A 26217-nucleotide genomic window follows, 5' to 3' on the forward strand; every position below is an offset into this window, starting at 1 on the left:
CACCGACGAAGGTGACTCGGCTACCAGACACGGGTCCACCTTCCCCCGGGCGTCCAGGCGGCCAGGATCTCCCGCCCGCGCCCGGTGTCTTGGGCCAGGTCGAGTGCAACGAAAAGCGGATGCGTCAAAGGCCACTCCAGGGGATTGGCTGGGAGGTCAACTCGTCCGGTGACAGCGGCCGGCACTGGGGCCACCCGGATGGTCGCCTTCGCTTGGCGGCCGTGTTCAACGCCGCCGAGAAGGGTCGTGGCTCGGCGAACGATGGACTGGTCGGGGACGAAGAAGTCGAGAACCTGTCCAGTGCGGAAGGCGATTGGTGCACCGTAGGCGGCCGCAGCCGCTGAGTCCGTCAGGGCCCAACCGGGCGCGTCCAGGTCCTCGAGTCCGAGTTTCAGGGCCGCGGTGTTGCTCGCGTCGCCAGCCAGAGGTGGGCTCGCGAGAGGGACACGGACTGTGGGCCAGCGGTCCGCGACCTCCCAGAACAAGCCCGAGTCCAGGACGCTGTTGTCTGCGTCGACGAGGCGTTGCGCCCTCAGGGCCTTGAGCACCTCCGAGACAGTGCTCGGCGACCGCTGCAGCTGCCGGGCCAGCTCGCGCACCGCTATCGATCGGTTGGGCTCCATCAGCAGCGCGGTCGCGACCTCCAGCCCCACCTGCCCCGACAGGGCGCTTGAGCGCTCGGGCCGCTTGGTCACCGGCTCGACTTGGGTGTCGATGATGAAGTGGGGCGCGTGGAGCACCAGCCTGCCCCGCAGATCGAGATAACCCGAGTGGTTGCTCGTCAGGACTCGGCCAGCGTCCGCAGTGACGCGGTCCGCCACCACCAGCAGAACGACTTCCGTGGCCAGGGTAGGCAGGACCTGGGAGCACAGTCGCCGCGCGGAGTCCTCGGTGACCAGGGACTGCCGCTTGAGCTTCACCGGTGTCTTGACCGTGCACAGGTCCAGGACGAGGTCGACACCCGTATCGTGATCGCCTCCTGCGGGACGGGCCACGACGCCCAGTTGGGCGAAGGCATCCACCGCGAGGGCCCCGATGTCCATGCTTTCCATCATTCCTGCTGTTCGATGTTCGGTCAATACCGAACATCGAACGTTAGGCTCCGTAGGCCACTGTCCAGAAGTTGATCAGTGGGGCGACCACTCAAAGTATCGAGTCAATGGCCGCTCATCCGGCCGGTCCGTACGCAAGAGGCGGCCTCCCTGGTGGCCTGGGGAGTCGGCTCAGGCCGACGTCCACTCGCGTGCGTGCGGTGTCGCCCAAACGCGTGTCTGGCGGTCCTGCTGCGGGTGGGTTGGGACAGCAGAGCAATGGACTTCGCCGAGCCGCGGCCCGAAAGGGCGGCCTCGGGTGGGCTGAGCCCACCTCAGGCCGGGCTGTCGCGGGGCCAGGTCGATCGTGCGCAGCTCGCCCGCCCGCACGACAAGCTCACCAGGGCAGAGGGCAAGCCGGCGGACCGCCCCACCCAGGGGTCGATCCGGACCCGAACGGACTCTGGCTTGGTGCGCAAGCCCAAGCCGGCCAGAAACCCTCCCGTGCTCGATGGCACGCCGAGGAAGCCGGCCAGCGTCGAGCGGTGCCGCTCCGCGAACTTCGTGTCCACCCTCGGCGCGCTGATCTCGCGCACGGAACGGCAGACCTCGACAGGGGCGTGTGCCGACCCTCCGACGGCGAAGTCGGAAGGTCCTTGCGATCGAGAGACTTCGCGCAACGTGTCGTGCAACGACATGGGCGTTCACAGGCCCGCGCGCCTATCAGAGGGCCCGTACTGGCTCGGTGGGCTGCACGTTTGCGCAGGTCATCCCTGTGCTGATGGCTCGGGCACGCCTGTTGATCGCCGTCTCGTCCGATCTGCGAGGGGAGTGTCACCGCATGCATGCGGGCCGACCTCGTCGTGCCACGAACAGCGATGTTTCCGCGGGTGAGAGCCCGTTTGGCAACCTCTTGTGAGTGGCCAGGGGCGGGGTCGAACCGCCGACCTTCCGATTTTCAGTTCGGCCCGGCGGGTTTCGCCGCGTCCGGTGGGGTGCGTGCCGTGCTTGACAGTGGCCGTTGTGGCCGGAGGTGTGCGTGGCGTGACGTGGCCTGGTTAGCAGATCCGTTAGCAGGCGCCGCGAGAGCGCGGTCTTCGCGATCGTGGGGGTGGGTTGGTGTCCACCCGAGCACGGTGCGGGCGCTTATGTACACATCGAACCATGGCGGCCAAGCAAGGGTCGGGCGCCGCAACCGAGAGGGAGTTGTGATGGATGAGAAGCTGCTGTACCGGGTGTCGGATGTCGCTGCGTGTCTGAGCCTGTCGAGGACGAAGGTGTACGAGCTGGTCCGGTCCGGGACACTGCCTTCGGTGCGGATCGGGAGCACCCGACGGGTCCGCGGGGCCGACCTCGCCGCGTACGTCGACTCGCTGGAGCGGGTGAGCGCCGAGGTGCTGGCCGAGGCTGTGGTCGCGAGATGACCTGCGAGGGGGCAGCGTGACGGGCACTCGCGGCGGCGCGCCCGATGGCTCGGGCAAGGGGGCGCCGAGGCTACACAACGGGGTCATCCGGCGGGGGTCGACGTGGTCCTACGTCATCCGGGTCACCAACGGTTCGGGGGTGTCCAAGCCGCGGTGGGTGGGCGGCTTCCCCACGGAGGCAGCGGCGAAGCGGGCGCGGGACTTGGCACGTGCCGCCTCGGCCCGAGGGGAGTTGGTCGACCGGTCCACTCTGACGGTGGAGCAGTACCTGCATCGCTGGTTGGAGGGGCACGCCGTGGAGGTCAAGCCCCGCACCCGGGCCGGGTACGCGCACCTCATCGAGGTGTACGTGGCCCCGCGGATCGGTGCACGCCGTCTGCAGGACCTGCGCCCAGCCGACCTGTCCGGGTTGTACCGGGACCTGCTCGCCGGCGGTGGCCGAGGCGGGCGGGCGTTGTCCGGCCGCACGGTGGAGTACGTTCACGCGGTGCTGCACAAGGCGTTCGCGGACGCCGTGCGCACAGACCAGCTGCTGACGTCGAACCCGGCCGAGCGGGCCAAACGCCCCCGCAAGCCACCGGCTGAGCCGGTGGTGCTCTGGTCGGCGACCGACCTGAGCGCGTTCTTGGACGTCACGCGGTCCCACCGGCTGCACGCGTTCTTCCGGCTCGCGGCATACACCGGTGCCCGCCGCGGCGAGCTGATGAACCTGCGCTGGCCCGACGTCCACCTCGGCGAACCCGGCTGTGACGATGACGGGAAGGGTGTGGGGGCGTTCCTGCGGCTGCGGGGCACCGTGTCGGTCATCGACGGGGTCCGGGTCGAAGGGACCACCAAGGGCGGGCGCGAACGGACGGTCAGCATCGACCCCGGAACCGCGACCGTTCTGGTTGAGCATCAACGCCGGCAGGAGGCCGAACGCGACGTCGCCGGGGCCTGCTGGGCCGGACCTGGGGTGCAGGACGGGCACGTGTTCCGTCGAGAGCTCGGCGACCCCTTGTTCCCCGACACCCCGACCGCGTTGATGGCCAGGCTGCAGCGCCAGCACAATGACGTCCTCCAGGCGGCTGGGAAGCCGTTGCTGCCGGTGATTCGGCTGCACGACCTGCGGCACCTGCACGCCACCTTGCTGCTCAAGGCCGGCGTCCCGGTCCACGTCGTGGCCGCCCGCCTCGGCCATACCGACCCCGCGGTCACCCTGCGCGTGTACGCCCACGTGCTGGATGACCAAGCCAGCGGTGCTGCCATCACCTTCGAACAACTCATCAACAACACCCCCGCCGGCCAGCCCACCGACGACTAGAACGACCGACGGGCGTGGCGCAGCAGAGAGCGACGAGGTCTAGCAGAAGCATTGTGGCACAATGAAATAGGTCCGACATTTGAGGCGAATCAGCAGCCGTACGACCTGCTGAACCGGAGTAGAACGCGGTCGCGGCGTGGCCCTGGTGACTGGTCAGTCGTCGAACCTAAGTGGCGAAGGTCGCGATGACGGACGTTCAGGTAGATGTTGTCTGGAACGCAAGCAAGGCCGGGCGGATAGGTTGAGAGCGCCTCCGTCAGCCGGATTCGCGCCACGCCTGGGCGGGGGCCGCGATGTCACTTGGGTCAGCCCCGTCCGACCCAACATTGGGGGCACGCTATGCGTGCCGCCCTCTGCCGAACTGGTTCTATAGACTTCCCTTGGGTCGACGAGGTCAAGCCTAGTTTCATGTCCCGGTTGAGCGAGCAGCGCACGAGGATCGAGGTGCACGAGGCCGTGTGGTCCGACAGCGAGACCGACCGAGACCTGCTCAACTTTCAGGGCGTCGCGGACACCGTCGCGGAGTTCATTCTTCAGGCGCACGGGGCCCCGATCTCCGTTGGTGTTTCGGGTGCATGGGGCGTGGGCAAGTCGACGATGATCCAGTTGACTCGGGCGGCGCTCGACGAGAAGCGCCCCGCGGATGATCCGACGGAGTTCGTGTTCGTCGAGTTCAATGCGTGGCTGTACCAGGGGTACGACGACGCCCGCGCAGCTCTGCTCGACGTGATCGCTGCCAAGTTGGAGGCCGCCGCCGAGGAGCGCAAGTCCGGGACCGACAAGGTCAAGGACTTCATGCGCCGAGTCAGATGGCTGCGCTTGGCGAAGCTCGCGGCCCTGCCTGCTGCGGCCTTGGCGCTGGGGATCCCGCCGATGGGTCTCGGCGGCGAGATCGCCGACGTGGTGCGCGACGTGCGCGATGGGACGGCCGACGGTGAGCAGATCGAAGGCGTCGGGGGTGCCCTGGCCGCAGCGGGGGCGGGGCTGCTCAAGCCCGCTTTGGCCACGTCTCCGCCGAAGGAGATCCAGGCGCTGCGCGACAGCTTCGAGGAGGCGCTCGAAGCGATCGGGGTAACACTCGTCGTGCTGATCGACGACTTGGACCGCTGCCTGCCTGAGACGGCGATCTCCACGCTCGAGGCGATCCGACTGCTGCTGTTCCTGCAGAACACTGCCTTCGTCATCGCGGCGGACGACGAGATGATCAAGCGGGCCGTCAAGAAGCACTTCGGCGGTCTCGACGACGACGAGCTCGTGACGAACTACTTCGACAAGCTCATCCAGGTGCCCATCAAGGTCCCAGCGCTCGGGATCCAAGAGGTGCGCGCCTACATGATGATGCTGTTCATCGACAACAGCACCGACCTCGACACCGCCCGAAAGGATGTCCTGCGGACGGCGATCGCGGCGGGCCTGCGGAAGTCCTGGACGGGTGTGCGCGTCGACTACGCCTTCGTGACGCAGGTCGACGACTTGCTGCCGGCCGCTCTCCTGACGAGGCTCGAGACGGCCCAACGCTTGGCACCGCTCATGACAGGCGCCACCCACATCGTCGGTAACCCGCGGCTGATCAAGCGCTTCCTGAACGCACTGTCAATCCGAATGTCCATCGCCCGAGCACAGGGCGTCGACGTGGATGAGGCAGTGCTGGCCAAGTTGCTGCTGTTCGAGCGCGTGGTTGAGCCGACCGTCTTCGTCGAGCTCGCGACCAAGGTGAACGAGGAGGCCGAGGGTCGTCCGGTGTTTCTCGGGCTGTGGGAGGCGGCGGTGAACTCGGGCGCGGAACCCGAGCTACCGAAGGGTTGGGACACGGAGTTCGTGCGGGACTGGCTGGGGTTGGAGCCCCAGCTAGCGAGTATTGACCTGCGCGGCGCGCTGTACGTCGGCCGAGAACAAGCACCGCTCGTCACCGGGTCGGACAAGCTGTCCGCAGCCGCCGCGGAGCTGCTCACCGCGCTCACCGAGCACCCGCGCGAGTCCGTGCGACTCAAGGACAGGCTGGCGGACCTTCCCGCTACAGAACAGGGGTTCGTTCTCGACCGCATGTTCGCCATCGCTCGGCCCGTCCAGTCCTGGGGCACCCCGGAGATCCTGGAAGCGTGTCTGACGATGGCAAGTATCGACGCTGCGTGGGGCCAGAAGCTGGCCCGGTTTCTGATCGAGCGTCCGCACAGCCAGATCAGCGCCAGTTTGGTCCCGAAGATCGCCGGGCACGAGTGGTCCTCCATGGTGTTCGACACATGGAAGGACTCCGAGGACATCAAGGCGCCGGTCAAGAGGGCGATCGCGGAACGGAGCAGCATTGGGAACATCGCAAAGTAGCAGCGGGCCGTCGGCCTCCGTCGCCCTGATACCGCCGTGGGTCGACGACATCCCCTTGGACCCGCCCGCGGGTGAGTTGCCGCTCGACGAGCCAGCGCCGAATCTCACTATCCCCGTGGCCGCACCAGCGCGGTTCCGCGACGCGCGCACCAGCGTTGGGCGGTATGCACGTTCCGGTGCTGCCGAGCAGATGCGCCGTGCCCTCGGGCATTACGTACGCAGCGGCTACGGCGGTAGCGCCACGATGGGCCGGCGGCTGAACGGCACCTCGCGCACCGCTGCCCGGCTGGGTGCAGTGCTGCAGCCAGGCACACAGCCGGACCTGACGGCTGCTCGCGACGCCGCCATCGCCGGGGGAAAGAACGCTCAGTCTGTGCTGGACGCCATCGTCGAGGCGATCAGGCCGGTCGACGGCACCCAAGACGCCGAGGCGTCGCGTCGCGCGGTCCGCGACGCCCTGTCGGACGTCCTGGATCGGTACCCCGAGGCGGACCTGCTCGACCTGGACGATACCCAGCGGAAGTTCGTCGTCGAGCGGTTCGTCGGGCTGGACGTCTACAACCGGTTCTGTCTCGACCTCGGCCAGAAGCTCGATGAGCATGCGGCGTCAGCGTCCATCGCGGCCGCTCGGTTCGCTGAGGTGCGCGAGTACATCGCCGCGACTGTCGCCGCTGCGTTTGACAAGCTCTGGGCGTCGGGCGTGACACCCGCGAGCCCGGACCTGGCCCGCGTGACTCAGGGCGCGCTGAGGGAGACCTTCAGGGTGTTCGAGGAGTACCTGGAATGAAGTTCACGTGCGGTCCGCAGTCGTTCATCGCTGGGGTGTCCGCTGGCGGGGCGACGCCCGTGGTGTTGTACAGCAAGTCGACTCCCGCGGGTGGTGTGTCGGCCGGCGGTGCGGCCGCCAGCTCGGTGCGGCGCATGGGCCTGACGCCCGTCCCGGAGGCGTGGGACCTCGTTTCGCTCGCGTTGAGCGCAGTCGTGGCGGACTTCACCGTCCGCCGGGACTCGAGTGTCGATGGGTGGACCCGCGAGATCGACCTTGAGGTTGCGGTCAGTGACCTGTCGCGGTGGGCTGGACTCGACGACCGGATCGCGTCGATGCTGGGGTTTCTCACCACGGACCGGTGGTCCATAGGTTTCGCTGGCGCCGCCGGACTGCCCGAGGCGCCCAAGAAGTCCCGCCTGTCCGCGGCTGACTCGGCCGTGCTCCTATCGGGCGGCCTCGACAGCCTCATCGGCGTGATCGACCTGCACGCGACCGGGTCCTCGACCTTCGCTGTCAGCCACACGGTGCGCGGCGACCAGGCCAACCAGGTCCGCTTCGCTCAGAAGGTCGCAGCCGTGGACCACCTGCAGGTGAACCACAACGTCAGCACGCCGTGGACGGTCAGCGAAACGTCGCAGCGCGCACGCTCTTTACTCTTCCTAGCCTTCGCCGTTCTCGCGGCAACTACAACTCAGCGGTACGCGGAAGGGGACGTCGTGCCGGTTTACATGTGTGAGAACGGGTTCATCGCGATAAACCCGGCGCTCACGCCCGGCCGGGTGGGCAGCCTGAGCACCCGAACTGCCCATCCGCACTACCTGGGTGAGTTCCAGGCGATCCTGGACGCCATCGATGTTCGGGTGGAGCTGAGGAATCCGTATACGGAGAAGACCAAGGGCCAGATGATCCGGGACAGTGCCGATCCGCGGCTACTGGCTCAGCTCGCGATCGAGTCGACGAGTTGCGGTCGATACCAGCGCTACGGCTTGCAGCACTGCGGGAGGTGCCTGCCGTGCAGCGTACGCCGGGCAGCGTTCCTGGCAGCGGACCTGGCTGACACCACCTCGTACAGGTACGATGACCTCTCGAGCCACGCCGGCGCCGATCTGGAGGACCTGCGCGCGATCGCCAGGGCGCGGATCCAGGTCAAGGAGCAGGGCCTCGACCGGTGGATCGGTAACGCCCTGAACTCTCCGCACATCCAGAACGCCGACGCGCTACGGGCGATGCTCGCACGTGGACTCGGGGAACTCGGCGGTCTGCTCGACCACTACGGTGTGGCGTGATCGACTTCCACTGCCACCTCGACTTGTACCCGGACGCCGAGGCGATCGTCGACGAACTCGAGCGACGCCGGGTCGGTGTCCTGTCGGTTACGACCACCCCGGCTGCCTGGACTGGGACCACACGTCTGGCCAAAGGGCGGCCCATGATCCGCACCGCGCTGGGATTCCACCCCGAACTCGCTGGCGAGCGTTACCGCGAGCTTGAGCTGTTCGATCGCTTTCTCCCAGAGACCCGGTTCGTGGGCGAGGTCGGCCTGGACGGCTCGCCTCAGCACCTCCACACATGGGACGCTCAGACCCTCGTGTTCGACCACGTCTTGACCGCCTGCGAGCGGGCGGGCGGAAAGGTCCTGTCCGTCCACAGCCGTCGTGCGGCGTCGCAGGTCTTGGAGTGTCTGGACCGCCACCCAGGACTGGACAAGGTCATCCTTCACTGGTTCACGGGCACGAAGGCCGAACTGCATCGAGCGGTCGAGCGAGGATGCTGGTTTAGCGTCGGTCCAGCGATGCTTTCCGGCGCACGAGGTCGCTCCCTGGTCTCCGAGATTGCCCCCAATCGGCTGCTCGTGGAGACGGACGGACCATTTGCGCAGTCGGACCGCCGCCCGCTGAATCCGTGGGACGTGACACACGCGATCGACGGCCTGGCAGACCTCTGGGGAACGACCCGCCAGGGCGCGGCACAGGTCGTCCGAGCGAACGAATCAGCGGTGCTCACGATCGGTGCGCAGAACTGATGGCTGGTGGAGCCGCCACTGCAGCCGCTTGGCGGCACTAGCCAACCCTTATAGGGGGCGGCACATGCCCGATGAAGAGGTGACCATAAGGGGTATGGGCGATCTGTAGGTCAAGGTGACAATAGGCTGCCGGTGATGGAATCTGACTCGTTGGTGAGCCCCGAGGCGCTGCGGCACGCCCGGGTCAGGGTCGGTCTCACCCAGCATGAGCTGGCGCGACTGATCGGCGTGGCCGGGGGAGAACGGGTCTCCCGGTGGGAGCGTGGCGCATCCGCCCCACGCCCAGAGGTGCTCCACCGGATTGCCGCTGCCGTCGACATTCCCGTCGACGAGCTCCTCGTCCCCGCCCAAGGAGGGCCCGATCTGCGGCGACTTCGCGTGCTTGCCGGGTTGAGCGCGCGCCAAGTAGCCGAGCAGGCCCACCTGTCGCTTCCGACCTACGCACGGTGGGAGGCCGGCAGGATCGACAGAATCCCGCCAACGGCCGCAATTGAAGGATTGGCGGCTGCGCTGAGCGTGAGCGTCGACGACACCACGGCGGCCCTGTCCGTCGCCCGGCGCGGATCCGCGTAGCGGTGGCCAGGGCCGGGTGGGTGCCCTACCGGAGCAGGCCGTAGACCACACCCGCGACGACGGCGCCGATCACCGCACCACCAATCAGCTGCGCCATGCTGTGCCGTCCGTCGCGCCACCGCGCCCACGCCAGGAGTGGGAGGAACAGCGCGGCGGCCAGGCCCGCCACGTTGTTCTCGATCGCCAGGACGGCAGCGGCGCCGGCCGCGACGGCCAGATGCATCGACGCCTTCCACACCAGGGTGGTCAGGGCCATCGCGACCAGGCCACAGATCATCGCCAGGATCAGCCAGACCAGGGGCCTCGGTGCGCCGGCCACGTTGAGCACGACGAGCGCGATGGTCACCGCAGTGGCCGCTGAGGCCATCAGGACGGGCCGCTGGGAGCGTTGCACGACCTGCCGATCGCTGGCCGTGCCTTTGCGCAGCGCGCGGTACAGGATCAGGTAGGGGACCCCGACGACGAGCACGAGGGCGGCCATCCACCATGCGGCGGCGGCCCCCAGGCTGTCGGCGTACTTCACCGCGAGGTAGGCCATGAGCGCCAGCACGACGTTGGCGGGGGTGAGGGCGCCAGCGATCCATCGCGCGGCGGGCGTGGTCTGCGCGCCCGCCAGCCTTGCTAGGTCACGGTCATCCAAGCTGGGCCGCATCGGCCTCTCCTCGCTGTTGTCGTGTGGCCACGAGCTCGTCGCTCAGGCTGATGAGGGGTTCTGGCCATGGGGACGCGTTGAGCTGCGCCAGCGCGTCCTTGGCCGTCAGGTGTCCGCCGGGGACCGGGGGAGACGCGATGGCACGGGCGAGCTCGTGCATGGTGCCCGGCGACTCCACGTGGTGCTCCTCGAGCCCGTCGGAGATCTCGATGAGGCGACGTTGAGCACTGAGCCGCGGGTCGAGGATCTGGCGCACCCGATCCTGTCCCAGGGGCAGGTGAACGTGCGGATGCTGGTTCAGGATGGCTTGCCAGAGAGGGTTGAGGCGCAGCGTGAGCCGGCGTGCAGCGAGCCGGTGGGAGATGGCCGGCGTTACGGGGAGGGCGAGCAGACCGATCGCAAAGAGTGTGAGTGGGATGGGGAACATGACCGTAGCCAGCCGGTCGAGCAGTGGGGTGGGGCGGTCGAGAACCTGGGTGGTCGTGCTGTGGGCGGTCCAGGTCAGCAGAACCGCGCAGCCTGCCCAGGCCGAGGCGCCGATGAGCGCGATGGCCGCGGCTGCGGGCGGGTCACTGTCTCGGGCGGCTCGGAAACTGCGGCGGGCGTAGCGGGCGAGGTCGATCTGGAACCAGGCGAGGTACAGGTAGATCGTCACCGCGTAGACCAGGGTGGCCGGGTGTCGCGGTGCGTCGGCGAGGTCGGGGAACTCCACCGCGTGGATGGGGGCGACGACCCACGCGACCACCGACACCAGTCCCGTGACCGCGGCGCCGGCACAGATGGCGCGACGACGCGCCACGGTGGCGTCCGGCTGCCGCGTCTCCAGGAGGTAGAGCTGGGCCGAGGCAACGGCGACGCACAGAGCAAGCCTGCTGCCCAAGTTGGTGGCGTTGGGGAGTCCCAGCCACTCGTCGAGGCGCGCTCGGTTGAAGTGGCCGGTGGTAGCGATGGCGAGGGCCCAGACGCCGAGGGCCAGAGCGGTCCGCCAGGCTGCCGGCCTAGCCCGAGCCAAGTAGGTCCGGTAGGCCGCCGCGCTCCACAGGGCGAGGACGGTGAGGACCTCCGGCGCGGTCATCGCAGCCGGGACGACAGGCGCGAAGAGGCTTCCCAGTCGCCCGCCCGCGCGAGGTCCTCGAGCGCGGCCGAGAGCGCCGTCCCGACGTGCTCTGCATCGGCCTCCTGGCGGTTGGTATAGCCGGTGCGCTGGAGGACCTTCCGGGTGGTCTCGAGGGGCAGCGTCGGGGCGAAAGCGTGCATCAGCTCGGGAGTGAGGCTGTCGTGCAGTGCGGGCTCGTGCCCGAGCAGGATGTGGCCGACCTCATGGCAGAGGATCGCGCGTCGACGTGTGGGGGAGGCGGTCGTCGGGACGAGCAGGTAGTCGCGATCCGTCATTGGGATCCAGGCGCCAGAAGGCGCATAGCCGGACAGCGCCACCGGCAGCACGACGACGGCCCGTTCCCGCTTCCGAGCCAACGCGGCGACCAGGTCGTCGACGGTCGCGCCATGGCCCAGCAAGACACGGCCGTCACGGACGGCTCTGCGATGCCGCAGTCTGGCGGTCGAGCTAGTCGCCTTCACGGCGCTGGCCTTCGATGCGGTTGACCTCCTGGATGGCGGCGAGCAGCTGCACGACCCCCTCCGGGCTCAGATCACTGCCGCGGAGCCGAAGCCCGCCGGTGCGGCGGAGCTGCGACAGCGTCTCGAGCTCCTGGTTCACGCGCCGTTCCTCGTCCCTGTCGAAGAAGTAGCCGACCGGGACGCCGAACACCTCGGCGATCCCACCCAGGAGCCGGGCAGACGGGTTGTCCCGCCTCCCGTTGCGCAGGTTGCTCAGGTGCTGGATCGTGACTGCCACGCCGCGCTCAGCCAGTTCGCGCACCACGACCTCGTTGGTGTACCACCCGCGGCCGGCGTCTTGGGGGATCGTCTTGAACAGATGCTGAAGTTTGCCAGCGAGATCGGGGAGGCCCGCGGAGTCCATGGGCCGATTCTACGCGCAGCCAGGGCCGTCTGATATATCCATGGACATATCAGCAAAATCCAAGAACGCATGCTGTGCGTCAATGGGCTACTCTCCAAGGGTGGCGATGCCCGTCCAGTCACCGGGATCGGCTCGGCCAACCGGCGAGGGTCGCGGCTGGCGGGCGGGTACTGCGCGGTCGTACGGCAGGGGCAAGGGGAGATCTGGGGCATCAAACACTTGGCAGGCGAAACGCTCTCTGGCGCCTGGTCCAAGTGAGACAAATGCACTAGTCTTGATCCATCAACTTTGGCGAGTGGTGTCCCCTGACAGGGCCGATCAGGGCCTTTGCCCAATGAGATCGAGGAGACGCAGATGACCACGCGAAGCCGTAATCGCGCTGCCGGAGCCGCCGTGTTGTTGGCTGCTGTGGTTCTGGCCTCGGCCTGCAACGACTCCGAACCAGCCGCCACGCCGTCGGGGACGACCACCATCTCAAACACGTCGCCATCAACCAGCACGACGTCGACCACGCCGCCGCTGACCCCCGCCGAAGAGGACCTTCGGTCGGCAGAGGGGACGATCGCCCGCTACTGGGCCGTCCTCGACGAGCTCGCCGCAGACCCGAAGAAGAGCCTCGAACTCGTCACCACGGTCGCGCGAGACCAGGCCGCAGCGCAATCCCGAAACACACTTGGGACCTACCAGGCCAAGTCCTGGACTCTGACGGGACAGACATCGGTCACGGCGCCCACCGCCACCACCAAGGATGGCAAGACCTTCGCGGTCTCGGCATGCGTGGACGTCAGCAACGTCAACATCGTGGACAAGGCCGGTAAGTCCGTCGTCAGGGCGGGACGGCCGGACCAGCAGCGGTACGCCTACACCGTCGTCAAGGCTCCACAGGGATTCTTCGTCACCGTTGACACACTCAAGGGGCAACCGTGTTGAGACGCGTGATTGGTGCCTTGGGCATCGTCGGGGCTCTCCTCTGTGGGGCTGCGTCGGCCTTCGCGACCGACCCTCCGGTTAACTGCCCCCCGGGCACGGGTCCTGACCCGTGGAGTGGAGAGTGCGTCATCATCGTCAGGCCGCCGGGTGACCCAGAGGATCCGGGTGACCCGGGGGATGGTGGCACTGAGCCGGTGGTGGTCCAGAAGTGCATCAACAGCCTCCTTACCCCGCCGGCCGATGTTCCGTGCTCCTCCGATGCGGGTTGGTGGTCGAACGGCCAGAACGCCTACTGCAAGGCCAGGATTCCTCAGCCTCCGTTCAGTGACCCTGCGTGGGAAGGGCACACGAACGGGCAGATCTACGAATGCCTCAGGCCAATCGGCAGCGGCCCGGTGTCCGGTGTCGTCTTCTGGGTCTGGCTGGCTACCCCGCCCGGAGGGGCACCGCCAGACCCGCGGGTTCTCGCGCAGCAGGCCACGGCACGGATGAACCTGCGTGCGATCAACATCGGCATCGTGCCCGAGCCGCGCGCCGGAAGTGTCGGGATCATCGGCATGCCGACGTGGATGTGGGCGGAGAACCCGGGCGCAACGACTTGGGGTCCTCAGACGCAGTCGGCGTCAGCTGGAGGCTTCACCGTGACCGCGACCGCGAAAGCCCAGCGCACCGTGTGGACCATGGGCGACGGGAGCACGGTCACGTGCACCGGTCCGGGCACGGAGTACGCCGCGTCCTACGGCAAGCAGTCCTCGCCGACGTGCGGGCACACCTACACCCGGCAAGGCACCTACACGGTGCGGGCGACGACCTACTGGGTCGTCACCTGGGCCGGCATCGGCCAGACCGGCACGATCCCCCTGAACTTCACCGACACGACCGCTATCGCCATGGGCGAGGCCCAGGTGCTCAGCAACTGAGCCGACCTCGAGGGGGAAGCAGATGACCACCACAACCAGCCAGGCGACCGGCTCGTCAGCAGCGAGCGACGGGCGCGGCGCACGACCGGATCGGCGCCGACGCGGGAAGGAGGGGCCCGCCGTCGCGGCTGTGCCAGTCGTGCCCGCGCCGAAGCTGCGGCGTCGCCCGGTCCTCGTCGCCGCATCGGTTGCGGCCGTGTGCCTTGGTGCGCTGCTCGGGGTGTGGACATGGTCCTCGACGAGCAACACCCACGAAGTCGTCGCGCTCCGGCAGGACGTCACCCGCGGGGAGACGATCACCCAGGGTGACCTTGTGACGGTCCAGGTCGGCTTGGACCCTGCGCTAAAGACCATCCCCGGTGATCGCTTGTCGAGCCTGGTTGGGCAGCGCGCGGCCATGGACATGGCCGCCGGCAGCTTGGTCACGGCCGCGGGCGTCACCAAGGCTGTTCTTCCCAGTGAGGGCATGTCCGTCGTCGGGGTCGCGCTGCCGCCTTCGCTGATGCCCGGCGAGAGACTGCTGGCCGGTGATCTCGTCCGCATCGTGGCCACCCCTGGCCAGCAGGGAGACCTCGGCCAGGAGCCGCCGGCAACCGTCGCTGCGACGGTGGTGGGTATCTACCCCAACGGCGAGAACGGCGAGACCGTGGTCTCGCTCGAGGTGCCTGAGGGTCAAGCCGCCGAGCTGGCCGCTCGCGCAGCCACGGGCAAGGTGGCCCTGGTCCTGGACAGCAGGGAGCGCTGAACGATGGCCTTGATCGTGATGTTCTCCGCGTCCGGGTCACCCGGGGTCACCGCCTCGGCGCTGGGTGTGGCCCTGACTTGGCCGCGGCCCGTCCTGCTGGTGGAGGGTGACCCGACCGGAGGTTCCGCTGTCTTCGCCGGTTACCTGCGCGCCGAGTCTGCGCCGGCGAGCTCACTGATCGATCTCGCCCTGGCCGAACGCCACGGCGAGCTGGGTGAGGCGATCGCCGAGGCCACGGTGCGGATGCCCGGCTCACCTGAGGCGACCGTTGCGCTCCTGCCCGGCACTCGCTCGCACGGGCAAGCGCGAAGCCTGCTGCCCCTGTGGGAGAAGCTCGCGGCGGAGTTCAAGGCCCTCGAGGCCACCGGTCAGGACGTGATCGTCGATGCGGGACGACTCGGCCTCTCAGGGAGCCCCGATCCGCTCATCTATGCGGCCGATCTCGCGCTGCTCGTCACCCGGACCGATCTGGTGTCCCTGTCCGCGGCACGGTCCTGGGCCGAGACCCTCCGGACCGGCTTCGAGCGGGTCGGAGGCAGATCCTCGCTCGGGCTGCTGCTGGTGGGGGAGGGGCAGCCGTACTCGGCACGGGACGTGCAGAAGGTCCTGCAGATTCCGGTGACGGCCTCACTTGCCTGGGATCCGGCGGCTGCGGACGTGTTCGCCAAGGGCGCCAAGGCTCCTCGCCGATTCGACTCGTCCCGGTTGGTGCGCAGCCTGGCCGCCGGCCAGACCGCCATCCAGACCGCCGTGGCCGCGAATCGAGACCAACTGGCCACCCAGATGGTCGGAGGGCTGACATGAGCCGTGACCCAGCACCCAACAACCCGGTGGACCCGACGTCGCTGCCGCTGTTCGCTGCGCCCCAGCCCCAGCGGCCGGCGCGGCCAGGTCGCGTCCGGGGATCGTTCACGATGACGCCTGGAACCGATGCCGATCCGGCCGACACCGGTTCCACGACCCCAGCAAGCGACGCCGCTGGGCACGTCGACCAGGACATGCCCCGGATCCACCGCCACGGAGCTGACATCGACTGGGGTCTGGTCACTGCGTTCCGGGGTCAGGCGTCGGATCGCCTCAGCGCTGCATTGGGTGAGGAGCGGGGGCACCTGTCGGTCGCCGCCCAGCGGGAACGTGGGCGGGCGATCATCGTCGACCTGCTCAACAACGAGCACGACGAGCGAGTCAGCTCCGGGCAGGAGACCTGGAACGCCGCCGAGCAGGACGCCTTGGCGAAGGCCATCGACGACTCCCTGTTCGGCTTGGGACGGTTGCAGCCGCTCGTCGACGACCATCGCGTCGAGAACATCCTCATCTTCGGGTACGACTCGGTGTTCCTCGAAATCACAGACGGGCGACTCATTCCCGGCCCGGCGGTCGCCGACTCCGATCAGGAGCTGATCGACTTCCTCGTCTTCCTCGCCTCCCGCTCGGAGGTCAACGCCCGACCGTTCTCCGAGGCCCAACCGAGGCTGCACCTGCGCCTGGACGGCGGCGCGCGTCTGGCCGCGGCGGCCTGGGTCACGCCGAGGCCGTCGGTGGTCATCAGGCGCCACATGTTGCGCCAGGTCACCTTGGCCGACCTCGTGAACCGCGGGACGATGTCGGAGCTGGCCGCGTCGTTCCTCTCCGCCGCAGTGAAGTCCCGGCGCAGCATCGTCGTTTCGGGCGCCCAGGGCGCCGGCAAGACGACGCTGGTCCGCGCGCTGTGCGCGGAGATCCCCAAGCACGAGATCATCGGCACCTTCGAGACCGAGTACGAGCTCCACCTGCACGAGCTGAAGGAGCAGCACCCCTACGTCTTTCCCTGGGAGGCGCGCCCCGGATCGGGGGAGCGGGCCGCCGACGGCAGCCAGGTCGGCGAGTTCACCCTCAGCCAGGCCCTGTTCGACTCGTTCCGTTTTGACCTGTGCCGCCAGATCGTTGGCGAGGTCCGCGGCCCGGAGGTGCTGGCGATGCTCAAGGCGATGGAGTCGGGCTCCGGGTCGATCTCGACGACCCACGCCAAGAACGCAGAGGGCGCGATCGGCAAGCTGGTGACCTGCGCGATGGAGGCCGGGCCTCACATCACCCACGACTACGCGGTCCGTGCGATCGCCGCGAGCATCGACATCATCGTGCACGTCCATCTGGAGACGACGCCGCTCGCCGACGGCACGGCGCAACGCTCTCGCTGGGTCGCCGAGATCCTCACTCTGACGCCGGGAGAGCGCGAGAAGGGGTATGCCGTACAGAGCGTGTTCCACACGCCGGCCGGCGGCCGCGTGGCTGAACCTCGCGTCCTGCCCGATGAGTACCGGGACCTGGCCGACTGGGGGTTCGCCCTCGAGGAGTTCTTCGGGCAGAGCGAGGCCGCATCGTGACCGCCCTCGTCCCGGCCCTGGCCGGCGCGCTGGTCGTCGCGGGTGTGCTCGGTGTCGCCGTCGGGCTCCGGGCTCGCCCCGACCGCGCGGCCGCGCCCAAGCGGAGCGTCCTCGCCAAGGGCGGCCTGCTCAATCGGGTACGGAGGCTGGATCGGCGCACCCGATTCCTGCTGTTGGCCGGTGCAGCGGTCGGGGTGGCGGTCGCGGCCCTGACGGGGTGGCTCGTGGCGATCCCTCTGGTGCCGGCGGCCGCCGCGGGCCTTCCATTGCTGCTGAGTGCGCCGCCGTCGGCTAGCAAGATCGAGCGGCTGGAGGCCATGGAGGAATGGACCCGCTCCCTGTCCGGCATCCTCACCGCCGGTGTGGGCCTCGAGCAGGCCCTGATCTCAACCTTGCGATCGACCCCTGAGGCGATCCGTCCTGAGGTGACCCGACTGGCGTCCCGGCTCCGGGCCCGGTGGGCCACCGAGGACGCCTTGCGTGCCTTTGCCGACGAGCTCGACGACGCGACAGGCGACCTGATCGCCGGCAACCTGATCCTCGGCGCGCGGCGCCGAGGCGGCGGCGTCGCCAGCGTCTTGGAGGCCCTCGCTGAGTCCACCGCGGCCGACGTCGCCGCCCGTCGCGAGATCGAGTCGGACCGGGCCAAGCCGCGGTCGACCGCGCGGTGGGTCACTCTCATCACCGTCTCGGTTCTGGGGGTCCTGGCGCTGACCGGCGACTACATCGCCCCCTACGGAACGCCGATCGGCCAGCTGCTCCTCGTGCTGCTGCTCGGTATCTACGTGGCCACGCTGGTCTGGATGCGAAGGATGTCGGCCGGCAAGCCGCTGCCGAGGTTCATCGGGTCCGCAGCCAAGGCGGCCGCGCGATGATGGCCACCGGTCTGCAGCTGGCCCTGATCGCCGGCGGCCTCGTCGGGCTGGGAGTGGCGCTGCTCATGTGGCGTCTGACCCCAGCGGATCCCGACCTGGGCGACGCCCTGCAGCGTCTCTCACCCGAGCATGCCAAGCGGCGGGACCTCGAGGGGGTGCACCCGGCCGGGGATACCCGTGAACGCCTCGGCGTGTGGGGGATGAAGACCCTTCCCGCGGGCGCGTGGGGGACCGTTCCCACCAAGGAGCTGGCGATCCTGCGGATCCCGGTCAGCCGCTACTACGGCGAAAAGATCATGTTCGCCTTGCTCGGTCTGGCCATTCCGCCACTGCTCACCACGTTCTTCACTCTCCTCGGTGCGCCCCTGCCGATCTTCATCCCCGCCGTCGCGACCCTCGGGTTGGGCGCCGTCATGTTCTTCCTGCCCGACTACAACGTCCGGGACGATGCGAAGAAGGCGCGGGCCGAGTTCGGCCGGGCCCTCGGCGCCTACATCGACTTCGTGGCGCTCGAGCGGAACGCCGGCGCCGGCCCGCGGCAGGCCATGGAGGTGGCGGCCGAGGTTGGCGACTCCTGGGTGTTCCGACGCCTCGGTGAGGAGCTGGCGCGAACCCGCTGGTCCGGCCTCACACCGTGGGACGCCCTCCATGGTCTGGCCCTGGAGCTGGGCCTCCCCGAGCTCGACGACCTCGCGGACATCATGCGCCTGTCCGGGGAAGAGGGCGCCCAGATCTACCGGAGCCTGCGCGCCCGCTCGTCCGGGATGCGCAGCGCGATGCTGACCTCCGAGAAGGCCAAGGCAAACGAGGTCGGCGAAAAGATGTCGATCCCGATGAGCCTGCTCGGCGTGATCTTCCTGGCCATCCTCGTCGCGCCAGCGCTGCTGCGAGTGATCGGAGGCAGCACCTGAGGACCACGACCGCAAGCTGACCGAAGCTCAACCTTCAACCCAGCCGATCCGCCCGGGTGACAAACCCGGTTCAACCAGAAGGTGACACCCATGTACTACCTCGCCGCAACACTGCACACCCTCGGCGTCCAGATGCGTGACACCGCCATCCGCAAGGCAACCAAGGACCCCGAGCGCGGCTCGGTGACCATCGAGAACGTCATCTGGGCCGTTGCCGTCATCGCCATCGTGGGCATCGTCGTCCTGGCCATCACGAACTTCGTGCGCGACAAGGCCGCGGAGATTCGGTAGCTCCAACGATGCGTCGGCCAGTTGGGTTCGTTCTCCTTGACCGTCTCCGGGCGGTCAAGGAGAACGAACGCGGCTCCACTTCGGTCCAGATGGTGCTGCTCATGCCGGCGTTGTTCGCCGTGATGTTCCTGGGCATGCAGGGCGCGCTGTTCTACCACGCCCGCACCGTCGCCCTGGCCGCTGCGCAGGAGGGCGTCCGGACCGCGGCCGGCTTGGACGGGACTGGCGCGGCCGGTTCGCAGGACGCCTACGCCTTCGTCGACGCCGCAGGCGGGGACGACGTCCTTATCGGCGCCAGGGTAATCGCATCGCGCAGCGCTACCAATGCCACCGTGACGGTCAGCGGACGCTCCCTGAGCGTCGTCCCCGGCTGGCGGCCCACCGTCACCCAGAGCGCCAGCGCTCCCGTCGAGAGGATCACCCAGTGAGCCGGGCGCTGCGTCTGCTGTGTCGTCCCGGCCGTGACCGGGAACGGGGATCGGCCGTCATCGAGGCGGTCATCGTGGTGCCTGCTTTCATGCTCTTCGTCGGGCTCATCGTGTTCGCCGGACGGGTCGCGATCGCCAACCAAGCCGTCGGCTCCGCGGCGACCGAGGCTGCCCGGGCCGCCTCGATCGCCCGGACCCAGAGCCAAGCCACCGGCAGTGCGGAGACGGCCGCGACGAACGCCCTGGGCAACCAGCGCGTCAACTGCCGGCGCACCACCGTCAGTGTCGACACGAGCGGATTCGCGTCCCCCGTCGGCACACCCGCCAGCGTTCGTGCCACCGTGACCTGCGTGGTGAACCTGTCGGACCTTTCCGTGCCCGGGGTGCCCGGCACCCGAACCGTGATCGCGACGATGACCTCGCCGCTGGACACCTACCGAGAGCGGTGAGGCACATGCTCGGCCTGAACGCCCGTCACGGTCGCCGCGTCACCACGCTGACCCAGCGCAGCTCGCACACCAGCCGTCGCCTCGACGACGGCGAGCGTGGTTCGATCACGATCTGGATCGTCACGGCCGGGTTCATCATGATCGTCCTTGTGGGGATGGCTGTCGACCTCGGCGGCCAGGTGTACGGGCAACAGCACGCACGCGACACAGCCCGGCAGGCGGCCAGGGCCGGGGGCCAGCAGCTGCAGGCCGCGCCGGCCATCCGGGGTGAGGGGGCCTTCGCGGACACCTCACGCGCCGTCCAGGCGGCCCGCACCTACTTGGCCGCTAGCGATGTCACGGGCACCGCCACGGTGAGCGGTGGCGACACCATCACTGTGACCACCAGCGACGTCTACACAACCAAGTTCCTGTCCATCATCGGGATCAACCGCATCACCGTGACCGGCCGCGCGCAGGCCACCATCACCCGAGCCCTCGAAGGAGTGCAGCGATGACACTGCGAACTCGGTTCACCGGGCTCGCCGCGACCTTGACCATTGTGGGTATCGTGGTCGCACTGCCGATCACTCTCGTGGCCGTTGGTGCCAACCCCCTCCCAGACGTGTGGCCCACGCTCGAGCAGGTCCGGACCGCCCTGACCAGCCCGGACGACGGGACCCTGGCCCTGGGTGCCATCAAGGTCGTTGCGTGGGGGGCATGGCTGTTCCTCGCCGGCGCGATCGTCCTGGAGATCCTGTCCCGGGCGCGAGGGGTCCGGGCGCCGCAGCTGCGAGGCCTGGGCGTGCCGCAAGCGGCCGCGCGGGGTTTGGTCGGTACAGCGCTGCTGCTCTTCGCGGCCGCCCCCATGCCAGGGACCCCCGCCAACGCAGCCACCACGGCCCACGCGTCGTCGGTGGCCAGCGCCACCGTTGTGGCGTTCCCAGACCAGGTGTCCGCGCCCGTGCCGGTGACCGGAGCATCAGGTCACGCGCTGGCGCGTCCCCAGCAGGCACCCGCAGCACCGGCCACACACGAGCACGTGGTCGAGCGTGGCGACACGCTCTGGTCGATCGCCGAGCGCTACCTGGGGACCGGGAGCCGCTACACCGAGCTGGCCGACATCAACCGCGCAGTAATAGGACATGATCCAGGGTTCCTCCCCGTTGGGGTGACCCTCCAGATTCCCGACGCGCCCCGGCAGGACGCGGCGCACGGCGAGCACTCCGAGACCGTCGAGCGCGGTGACACCCTGTCACGGATCGCCCAAGAGGAGCTCGGCGACGCCGACCGGTACCCGGAGATCTTCGAGGCATCCCGGGACACCGTGCAGCCCGGTGGGCGTCACCTGAGTGACCCCGACCTGATCCTGCCCGGATGGACACTCACCATCCCCGGCGGCGAGACACCCAGCGTCACCACACCTGACCCGCCGCACGAGCCTGTGGCTCCCGCGCAGCCCCCGGCCGCGAGCACCGCAGTGCCGAGCCCGGCCCCGGCATCCCCGGCGACACCGCCCGCGCCACCGGCCCAGTCCTCGAGCAACGACGCGCCGGCCACCAACGACACGGCGGCCGCAGACACCCACGACTCCGAAGACAGCCAGGCCCCATGGCTGTTGACCGGCCTGACCGGTGGGGGAGCAATGCTGGCCGGTGCCATGCTGCTCGCCCTTCGCAGGCGCCGCCGCGCGCAGTTCCGTGCCCGTCGTCCGGGACGCACCATCGCCGCGCCAGAGCCGCTCCTGGCCCCCGTGGAGAAGACTCTCACCGTCGCGGGTGTCCCGGCGTGCGTCGACCTCGAGCTCATGGACGAGGCGCTGCACCGACTGGCGGCCGCGATCACGGCCAAGGGTGGGCTCATTCCAGAGCTCGCCGCGGTGGAGCTGAGCCAGCATGCCCTCAACCTGCACCTGTCCGCCCCAGCACGGCTGGACCACCCCTGGTCGGGCAGCGACGACCAGCTGCACTGGACCCTTCCCGCTGGTGCTGACCTGGCCGCCGTCGGGCCACGCATCCCCGATCACCCCGCCCCGTACCCGCTGCTGGTCACCATCGGCGCCGGCGACAACGGAATCGTGTGGCTGCTCAACATCGAGGACCTCGCCCTAAGCATCACCGGCGACGCCACGTTCGGGCGTGACTTCGCCCGTTACCTGGCCGCCGAGATCGCCTGCAACCCCTGGTCTCACGGTGTCAGGGTCGACCTCGTCGGCGTCGGTCACGAGGTCGCCCCGATGAACACCGACCGGATCCGAGTCCACGCCGGCGGGAGTGCGGATCCCGCTGCCGAGGTCTTGGCCGACGCCATCGACATGATCGACCGCAGTGCGGAGTCCGGCGTCGACGTCGCCACCGCCCGGGCACGTCAGGACGGTGCCGAGTCGTGGCCGGCGCGGGTCCTGCTCGTCGACGCGGCGGACAGCGAGGCCGAGGAGCAGGGCGCGAGCGGCAAGACACCCGCCCTCGACCAGCTGCTGGATCTGGTGTACCAGCACGCCGGCCAGACCGGGGCCTCCGTCGTGCTCCGCGGCGACCGTGCCGGAGCCCCCGGCGTCGAGCTGCGCGTCACCGACAACGGCAGGGTCAGCCTCCCCCACGCCGGCCTCGACCTGATCGCCGTCGGCCTGACCAGCGACGAGGCCCAAGGGTGCGCCGCCCTGCTGGCGCAAAGCGAGGACCTCGCCGACACCCCTATACCGGTCGACGAGCAGGCGCGCGAGGGATGGCGGGCCTGGTCCGACGAGGCCGGAGCGTTGCGTGAAGAGCACACCCGCACCCGCCACGAGCTCGACGACGCCGGTGAGCCCGCGTCGTCGATCCTCGAGCACGCCGACGAGGACTACCTCCGCGCCGCAGCGACCACGGCCGACGACCTCGAGGCGCTGGCCCCCAAGGTTCCGGAGCGGGTCCGTACCAGCGTGGCCGAGGCGGACCCCACCCTGGACGAGGACCTCGCGCTGTGGTGGTCCCAGGACTGCCCGCTGCCCAGACTGACCCTGCTGGGCCCGGTAGGAGCACGCACCCGCGGCACCCCGGTGACGAAGCGAAAGCCGTACTACACCGAGATGCTCGCGTTCCTGGCCACCCGCGCACACGGCGCCACACCGGAGGAACTAGCGGAGGCCTTCAGCATCACCCCCGCGAAGGCTCGCGACTACGTCCGCATCGTGCGCGACTGGTTGGGCACGAACCCGCGCACCGGCGAGCCTCACCTCCCCGATGCGCGCAAAGCACCCGCGGCAATCGCCCGAGGCGTCGGTGTCTACCAGGTCCTCGACGTGCTGATCGACGCCGATCTGTTCAGGCGTCTGCGCGTGCGCGGGGAGTCCCGTGGCCCGGCCGGCGTCGACGACCTGCGCGCCGCCCTCCGATTGGTGCAAGGCCGGCCCTTCGACCGGCTGCGCGATGGTGGGTGGTCGTTCCTGTCCGAGGGCGACCGGCTCGACCAGCACATGATCTGCGCGGTCGTCGACGTCGCCCACCTGGTCACCACCTACAGCCTCCAGTCCTGCGACACCCGCCAGGCCCGGCTCGCGGCAGAGACTTCAGCTCTCGCCGCTCCGCACGAGGAGATCCCCAGGCTCGACCTCGCTGCCGTCGCCGACGCCGAAGGACATCCCAGCGAGGCCGACCGGATCCTGCGCGACGAGGTGTGCAACCGCACGGACGATGATGACGCGCCACCGGAGCTGTCGGACCGGACCAAGCAAGTCATCGCCACCCGCGACTGGCACGAGCGGACCCGCAAGGCAGGATGACCACCCGAAGGTCGAAGCCGAGAGTCCAGCCGTTCATGCTTGCGGGTGGGCTCCTTCTGTGACCCCACCCTCAGCTGCTTCGAAAACAATCAGTCGCGGCTCGGACGGTCCTTCACCCAACTGATGAGATTCTGTCGCGCGTGCCTCGGCTACTTCGACACCGCTGGCACGTCCAACCGCGGCACCGAACCCATCAACGGTCTCATCGAGCTCCATCGCCGCATCGCCCGCGGCGTCCGCAACCGAGACAACTACCGCCTCCGGATGCTCCTCATCGGCGGCGGGCGACCCCTGTGTCCCCACCCTCACATACGAAGAGCCATCAGCGTCGTGTGGGTTCAGCGCCGGCCCGCGTGCGTGAAGTAGCTACCGAGCTGCCTCGATCGCAGCGAGGAGTGCGACCTTCAGGGTCGCGGTCGCAACTGCGTCGAGGACCGCGCGGGAACTGTTCTTTGACGCTGTCCGTGCTCTCGCAGGAGAATGGGTGTGAGGCCAGAGGAGGACCGAGATGAGCAGTACCGTCGAGGTCGACCGTGATGATCCTCTCGCGTTCGAGCAGTTGGTCGCGCCCCACCGACGGGAGCTGCTGGTGCACGCGTACCGGATGCTCGGCTCGACCCAGGACGCCGAGGATGCCGTTCAGGAAGCGCTGACCGCCGCGTGGCGAGGCCTGGGCGGTCTGCGGTCGCGGGCCGCATTGCGCTCCTGGCTGTATCGGGTGACGAGCAATGCGGCGTTGCGCACGGCGGAGCGCCGCGGTCCGCGGATGCTGTCGTGGGAGCGAGGAGCTGCCGCTGATCCCCGCGCCGAGCTTGCGCCGCCCCTGGAGGATGCTGGGTGGATCGAACCGCTCCGCGAGCCCGCCGGGGACCCTGAGGCGGCCGTGCTGCATCGAGAGGACATCGAACTGGCGTGGATCGCGGCACTGCAGCATCTCCCCGCGACGCAACGGGCAGTGCTCGTGCTCCGCGACGTCCTCGGCTTCTCAGCGGCCGAGACCGCCGACATTCTGGAGACCACACCCGCGTCGGTGAACAGCGCCTTGCAGCGTGCCCGCGGGACACTTGCCGCCCGGGAGCCCGGCCGGGGCAGAGTTGACGCTCGCGGCCTTGACCGTGGGGTGGTCGACGCGTTCGTGGAGGCGTTCGGTCGCGGGGATGTCGAGAGGGTGGTGGAGCTGCTCGCCGCGGAGGCCCGGTTCACCATGCCGCCGCTCACCGCGTGGTTCGACGGTCGCGACGACGTTGCGATATTCCTGACCGAGCGGGTACTGGCTACGCCGTGGCGGGTGCGCCGAGTGGGAGACGTGAACGGATGGCCGGCGGTGCTCGGCGACCAGCTCTGGGAGGGCGAGTGGCGTCCCGGTGCACTGATGATCCTCCACGGCACGGCTGACCAGATCGACTGGCTGGCGACCTTCGTGGACCCGCGACTCGTCAGCAACTGGCCGGAGGAATCGAAGGAATCGGCGACCGACCGATGAGTCCCCGATGTGGCACACGTCGGGTTCGTCGCCGACGAGACGGTCAATCACGTCGGCCCGCGCCGGGGCGGAGACCGCAGTAGTCCGAAGCCAAGGGAACCGGTCGCTGGTTTACGGGGCGTCGATCGGCACGGGCGATCGGATCGCCGGGCTGGCGAGCTTCGTAAACCCGCGGCTCGGCTGCGACTGGCAGGAGGAATCGAGGCAATCTGCCGGTGACCGATGAATCCCTGGCCCGATGCGTATCTGGATTGGTGAAGGTACCGATACGGAAGGGAGCGCATCATGCGCAAGGTCATCGTCAACAACATCGTCTCGCTCGACGGCTACTTCGCCGACGAGACAGGCAACCCGCTCGCCCTGAACATGGATGCCGCGTTCGACCGCGGCAACCTGGAGAGCATCGAGTCCGCGGACCTGGTGCTGCTCGGACGGGACTCGTTCGACGGGTTCAGCTCGTACTGGCCGTTCGTCGCCGACGCCCCGGAACCGGAAGACCCGGAAGCGCCGGAGGCGCGGGCCGTGGACGACACCAACCGGGCCATCAGCCGCCACTACAACCAGGTGCCGAAGGTGGTGGTCAGTGATCGCGGCTCGGTCCCCGCGGACAACGCTTGGGCCGCCACCACCACGGTGGTCGCACGCGCTGACGTCGCCGCCTGGCTCAGCCAGGCCAAGTCAGACGGCGAAGGGAACATCGTCGTGTTCGCCAGCCACGTGCTGTGGAACGCACTGCTCGCCGACGGGCTGGTCGACGAGATGCACCTCATGGTCAGCCCCATCGCGCTCGGTTCCGGCGTTCCAGTGTTCACCGCCCCGGCCGATCTGGTGCTGGTTAAGGTGCGCCGTTTCGACGACTCCTCCAACATCCAACTGCGCTACCGGCCGACAAACGAGGATTCGTGAACGCCACCTTGCCCGACGAGGCGGTCCGCTCCTTCTCGTCCACCACGAAGGTGACGCCCCTCCTGGTCGTCATGGAGGGCTGTGGCGCGTCCTGTGAGG

Annotated in this window: 27 protein-coding genes; 22 read left to right on the top strand and 5 right to left on the bottom strand. The window is 68.9% G+C overall.

Annotated elements, in window-relative coordinates; genetic code table 11:
* Window positions 1-20 precede the first annotated feature (20 nt).
* Complete coding sequence (locus tag BN12_RS00345) at window positions 21-1043, bottom strand: helix-turn-helix domain-containing protein (protein WP_048555835.1); 1023 nt, start codon at window positions 1041-1043, stop codon at window positions 21-23.
* A gap of 1199 nt (window positions 1044-2242) precedes the next feature.
* On the opposite strand from BN12_RS00345, the gene BN12_RS00355 reads away from it, so the two are divergent.
* The 7 genes from BN12_RS00355 to BN12_RS00385 all read left to right on the top strand — a co-directional run bounded on the left by BN12_RS00355 (window position 2243) and on the right by BN12_RS00385 (window position 9445).
* On the top strand, window positions 2243-2455 hold the full coding sequence (locus BN12_RS00355; protein WP_048555836.1) for a helix-turn-helix domain-containing protein: 213 nt from the start codon (window positions 2243-2245) through the stop codon (window positions 2453-2455).
* Between the two features lie 256 nt (window positions 2456-2711).
* Window positions 2712-3758, top strand: a complete 1047-nt coding sequence (locus BN12_RS00360; RefSeq protein WP_200901108.1) for a tyrosine-type recombinase/integrase — start codon at window positions 2712-2714, stop codon at window positions 3756-3758.
* A gap of 417 nt (window positions 3759-4175) precedes the next feature.
* The gene (locus tag BN12_RS00365) at window positions 4176-6080 is read left to right on the top strand and encodes a KAP family P-loop NTPase fold protein (RefSeq protein WP_200901109.1); all 1905 of its coding nucleotides are present in this window, start codon (window positions 4176-4178) and stop codon (window positions 6078-6080) included.
* A 115-nt stretch (window positions 6081-6195) separates the two neighbouring features.
* Window positions 6196-6867, top strand: a complete 672-nt coding sequence (gene qatB, locus BN12_RS23550; RefSeq protein ID WP_200901110.1) for a Qat anti-phage system associated protein QatB — start codon at window positions 6196-6198, stop codon at window positions 6865-6867.
* Window positions 6864-8135, top strand: a complete 1272-nt coding sequence (qatC, locus tag BN12_RS00375; RefSeq protein WP_048549550.1) for a Qat anti-phage system QueC-like protein QatC — start codon at window positions 6864-6866, stop codon at window positions 8133-8135. Before qatB ends, qatC begins: the two co-directional genes overlap by 4 nt.
* Window positions 8132-8872: a Qat anti-phage system TatD family nuclease QatD gene (qatD, locus tag BN12_RS00380; protein ID WP_048549551.1), complete on the top strand. Its 741-nt coding sequence runs from the start codon at window positions 8132-8134 to the stop codon at window positions 8870-8872. The genes qatC and qatD overlap by 4 nt, the downstream gene beginning before the upstream one ends.
* A gap of 135 nt (window positions 8873-9007) precedes the next feature.
* Window positions 9008-9445, top strand: coding sequence for a helix-turn-helix domain-containing protein (locus BN12_RS00385; protein WP_048549552.1), 438 nt, complete (start codon window positions 9008-9010; stop codon window positions 9443-9445).
* 25 nt (window positions 9446-9470) lie between these two features.
* Here the strand turns inward: BN12_RS00385 and BN12_RS00390 are convergent, their stop codons facing one another.
* The 4 genes from BN12_RS00390 to BN12_RS00405 are packed head-to-tail and all read right to left on the bottom strand — an operon-like array spanning window position 9471 to window position 12078.
* A complete protein-coding gene (locus BN12_RS00390; protein WP_048549553.1) occupies window positions 9471-10097 on the bottom strand; it encodes a hypothetical protein in 627 nt (208 codons plus the stop codon).
* Window positions 10078-11172 (bottom strand): DUF6545 domain-containing protein, encoded by a 1095-nt coding sequence (locus BN12_RS00395; RefSeq protein WP_048549554.1) that lies wholly within the window; start codon window positions 11170-11172, stop codon window positions 10078-10080. The genes BN12_RS00390 and BN12_RS00395 overlap by 20 nt, the downstream gene beginning before the upstream one ends.
* Window positions 11169-11675 carry an ImmA/IrrE family metallo-endopeptidase gene (locus BN12_RS24185; RefSeq protein WP_157635254.1) on the bottom strand — a complete coding sequence of 169 codons (507 nt, stop codon included), beginning with the start codon at window positions 11673-11675 and terminating at the stop codon, window positions 11169-11171. The genes BN12_RS00395 and BN12_RS24185 overlap by 4 nt, the downstream gene beginning before the upstream one ends.
* Window positions 11662-12078, bottom strand: coding sequence for a helix-turn-helix domain-containing protein (locus BN12_RS00405; protein WP_048549556.1), 417 nt, complete (start codon window positions 12076-12078; stop codon window positions 11662-11664). Before BN12_RS00405 ends, BN12_RS24185 begins: the two co-directional genes overlap by 14 nt.
* Before the next feature lie 354 nt (window positions 12079-12432).
* Between BN12_RS00405 and BN12_RS00410 the strand changes: the two genes are divergently transcribed.
* From BN12_RS00410 to BN12_RS00480, 15 genes are all read left to right on the top strand, one after another.
* Entirely contained in the window at window positions 12433-13008 is a 576-nt protein-coding gene (locus BN12_RS00410; protein WP_157635256.1) for a hypothetical protein, read from the top strand.
* A gap of 194 nt (window positions 13009-13202) precedes the next feature.
* The gene (locus tag BN12_RS23290) at window positions 13203-13928 is read left to right on the top strand and encodes an ATP/GTP-binding protein (RefSeq protein ID WP_162233003.1); all 726 of its coding nucleotides are present in this window, start codon (window positions 13203-13205) and stop codon (window positions 13926-13928) included.
* Between the two features lie 22 nt (window positions 13929-13950).
* Complete coding sequence (locus BN12_RS00420; RefSeq protein ID WP_083454286.1) at window positions 13951-14673, top strand: SAF domain-containing protein; 723 nt, start codon at window positions 13951-13953, stop codon at window positions 14671-14673.
* A gap of 3 nt (window positions 14674-14676) precedes the next feature.
* Entirely contained in the window at window positions 14677-15477 is an 801-nt protein-coding gene (locus BN12_RS00425) for a hypothetical protein (protein ID WP_048549559.1), read from the top strand.
* A gap of 110 nt (window positions 15478-15587) precedes the next feature.
* A complete protein-coding gene (locus tag BN12_RS00430) occupies window positions 15588-17036 on the top strand; it encodes a CpaF family protein (protein WP_235432256.1) in 1449 nt (482 codons plus the stop codon).
* Window positions 17033-17911, top strand: coding sequence for a type II secretion system F family protein (locus tag BN12_RS00435; protein WP_048549561.1), 879 nt, complete (start codon window positions 17033-17035; stop codon window positions 17909-17911). Before BN12_RS00430 ends, BN12_RS00435 begins: the two co-directional genes overlap by 4 nt.
* A complete protein-coding gene (locus BN12_RS00440; protein ID WP_235432257.1) occupies window positions 17908-18822 on the top strand; it encodes a type II secretion system F family protein in 915 nt (304 codons plus the stop codon). The genes BN12_RS00435 and BN12_RS00440 overlap by 4 nt, the downstream gene beginning before the upstream one ends.
* Before the next feature lie 90 nt (window positions 18823-18912).
* On the top strand, window positions 18913-19113 hold the full coding sequence (locus tag BN12_RS00445; RefSeq protein ID WP_048549563.1) for a hypothetical protein: 201 nt from the start codon (window positions 18913-18915) through the stop codon (window positions 19111-19113).
* A gap of 8 nt (window positions 19114-19121) precedes the next feature.
* A complete protein-coding gene (locus BN12_RS00450) occupies window positions 19122-19541 on the top strand; it encodes a TadE/TadG family type IV pilus assembly protein (RefSeq protein WP_083454287.1) in 420 nt (139 codons plus the stop codon).
* Window positions 19538-19990, top strand: coding sequence for a TadE/TadG family type IV pilus assembly protein (locus BN12_RS00455; RefSeq protein WP_048549565.1), 453 nt, complete (start codon window positions 19538-19540; stop codon window positions 19988-19990). Before BN12_RS00450 ends, BN12_RS00455 begins: the two co-directional genes overlap by 4 nt.
* Before the next feature lie 5 nt (window positions 19991-19995).
* Window positions 19996-20487, top strand: coding sequence for a TadE/TadG family type IV pilus assembly protein (locus BN12_RS00460; protein WP_235432259.1), 492 nt, complete (start codon window positions 19996-19998; stop codon window positions 20485-20487).
* Window positions 20484-23729 carry a LysM peptidoglycan-binding domain-containing protein gene (locus BN12_RS00465; RefSeq protein ID WP_048549566.1) on the top strand — a complete coding sequence of 1082 codons (3246 nt, stop codon included), beginning with the start codon at window positions 20484-20486 and terminating at the stop codon, window positions 23727-23729. The genes BN12_RS00460 and BN12_RS00465 overlap by 4 nt, the downstream gene beginning before the upstream one ends.
* Window positions 23730-23852: 123 nt before the next feature.
* Window positions 23853-24095: a transposase gene (locus BN12_RS25955; protein ID WP_407667772.1), complete on the top strand. Its 243-nt coding sequence runs from the start codon at window positions 23853-23855 to the stop codon at window positions 24093-24095.
* A gap of 142 nt (window positions 24096-24237) precedes the next feature.
* Window positions 24238-25212 carry an RNA polymerase subunit sigma-70 gene (locus BN12_RS00475; protein ID WP_048549568.1) on the top strand — a complete coding sequence of 325 codons (975 nt, stop codon included), beginning with the start codon at window positions 24238-24240 and terminating at the stop codon, window positions 25210-25212.
* A 285-nt stretch (window positions 25213-25497) separates the two neighbouring features.
* The gene (locus BN12_RS00480; RefSeq protein ID WP_048549569.1) at window positions 25498-26118 is read left to right on the top strand and encodes a dihydrofolate reductase family protein; all 621 of its coding nucleotides are present in this window, start codon (window positions 25498-25500) and stop codon (window positions 26116-26118) included.
* The last annotated feature ends 99 nt before the right edge of the window (window positions 26119-26217 follow it).

It is taken from the genome of Nostocoides japonicum T1-X7 (assembly GCF_001046855.1).
GTDB lineage: Bacteria > Actinomycetota > Actinomycetes > Actinomycetales > Dermatophilaceae > Nostocoides > Nostocoides japonicum.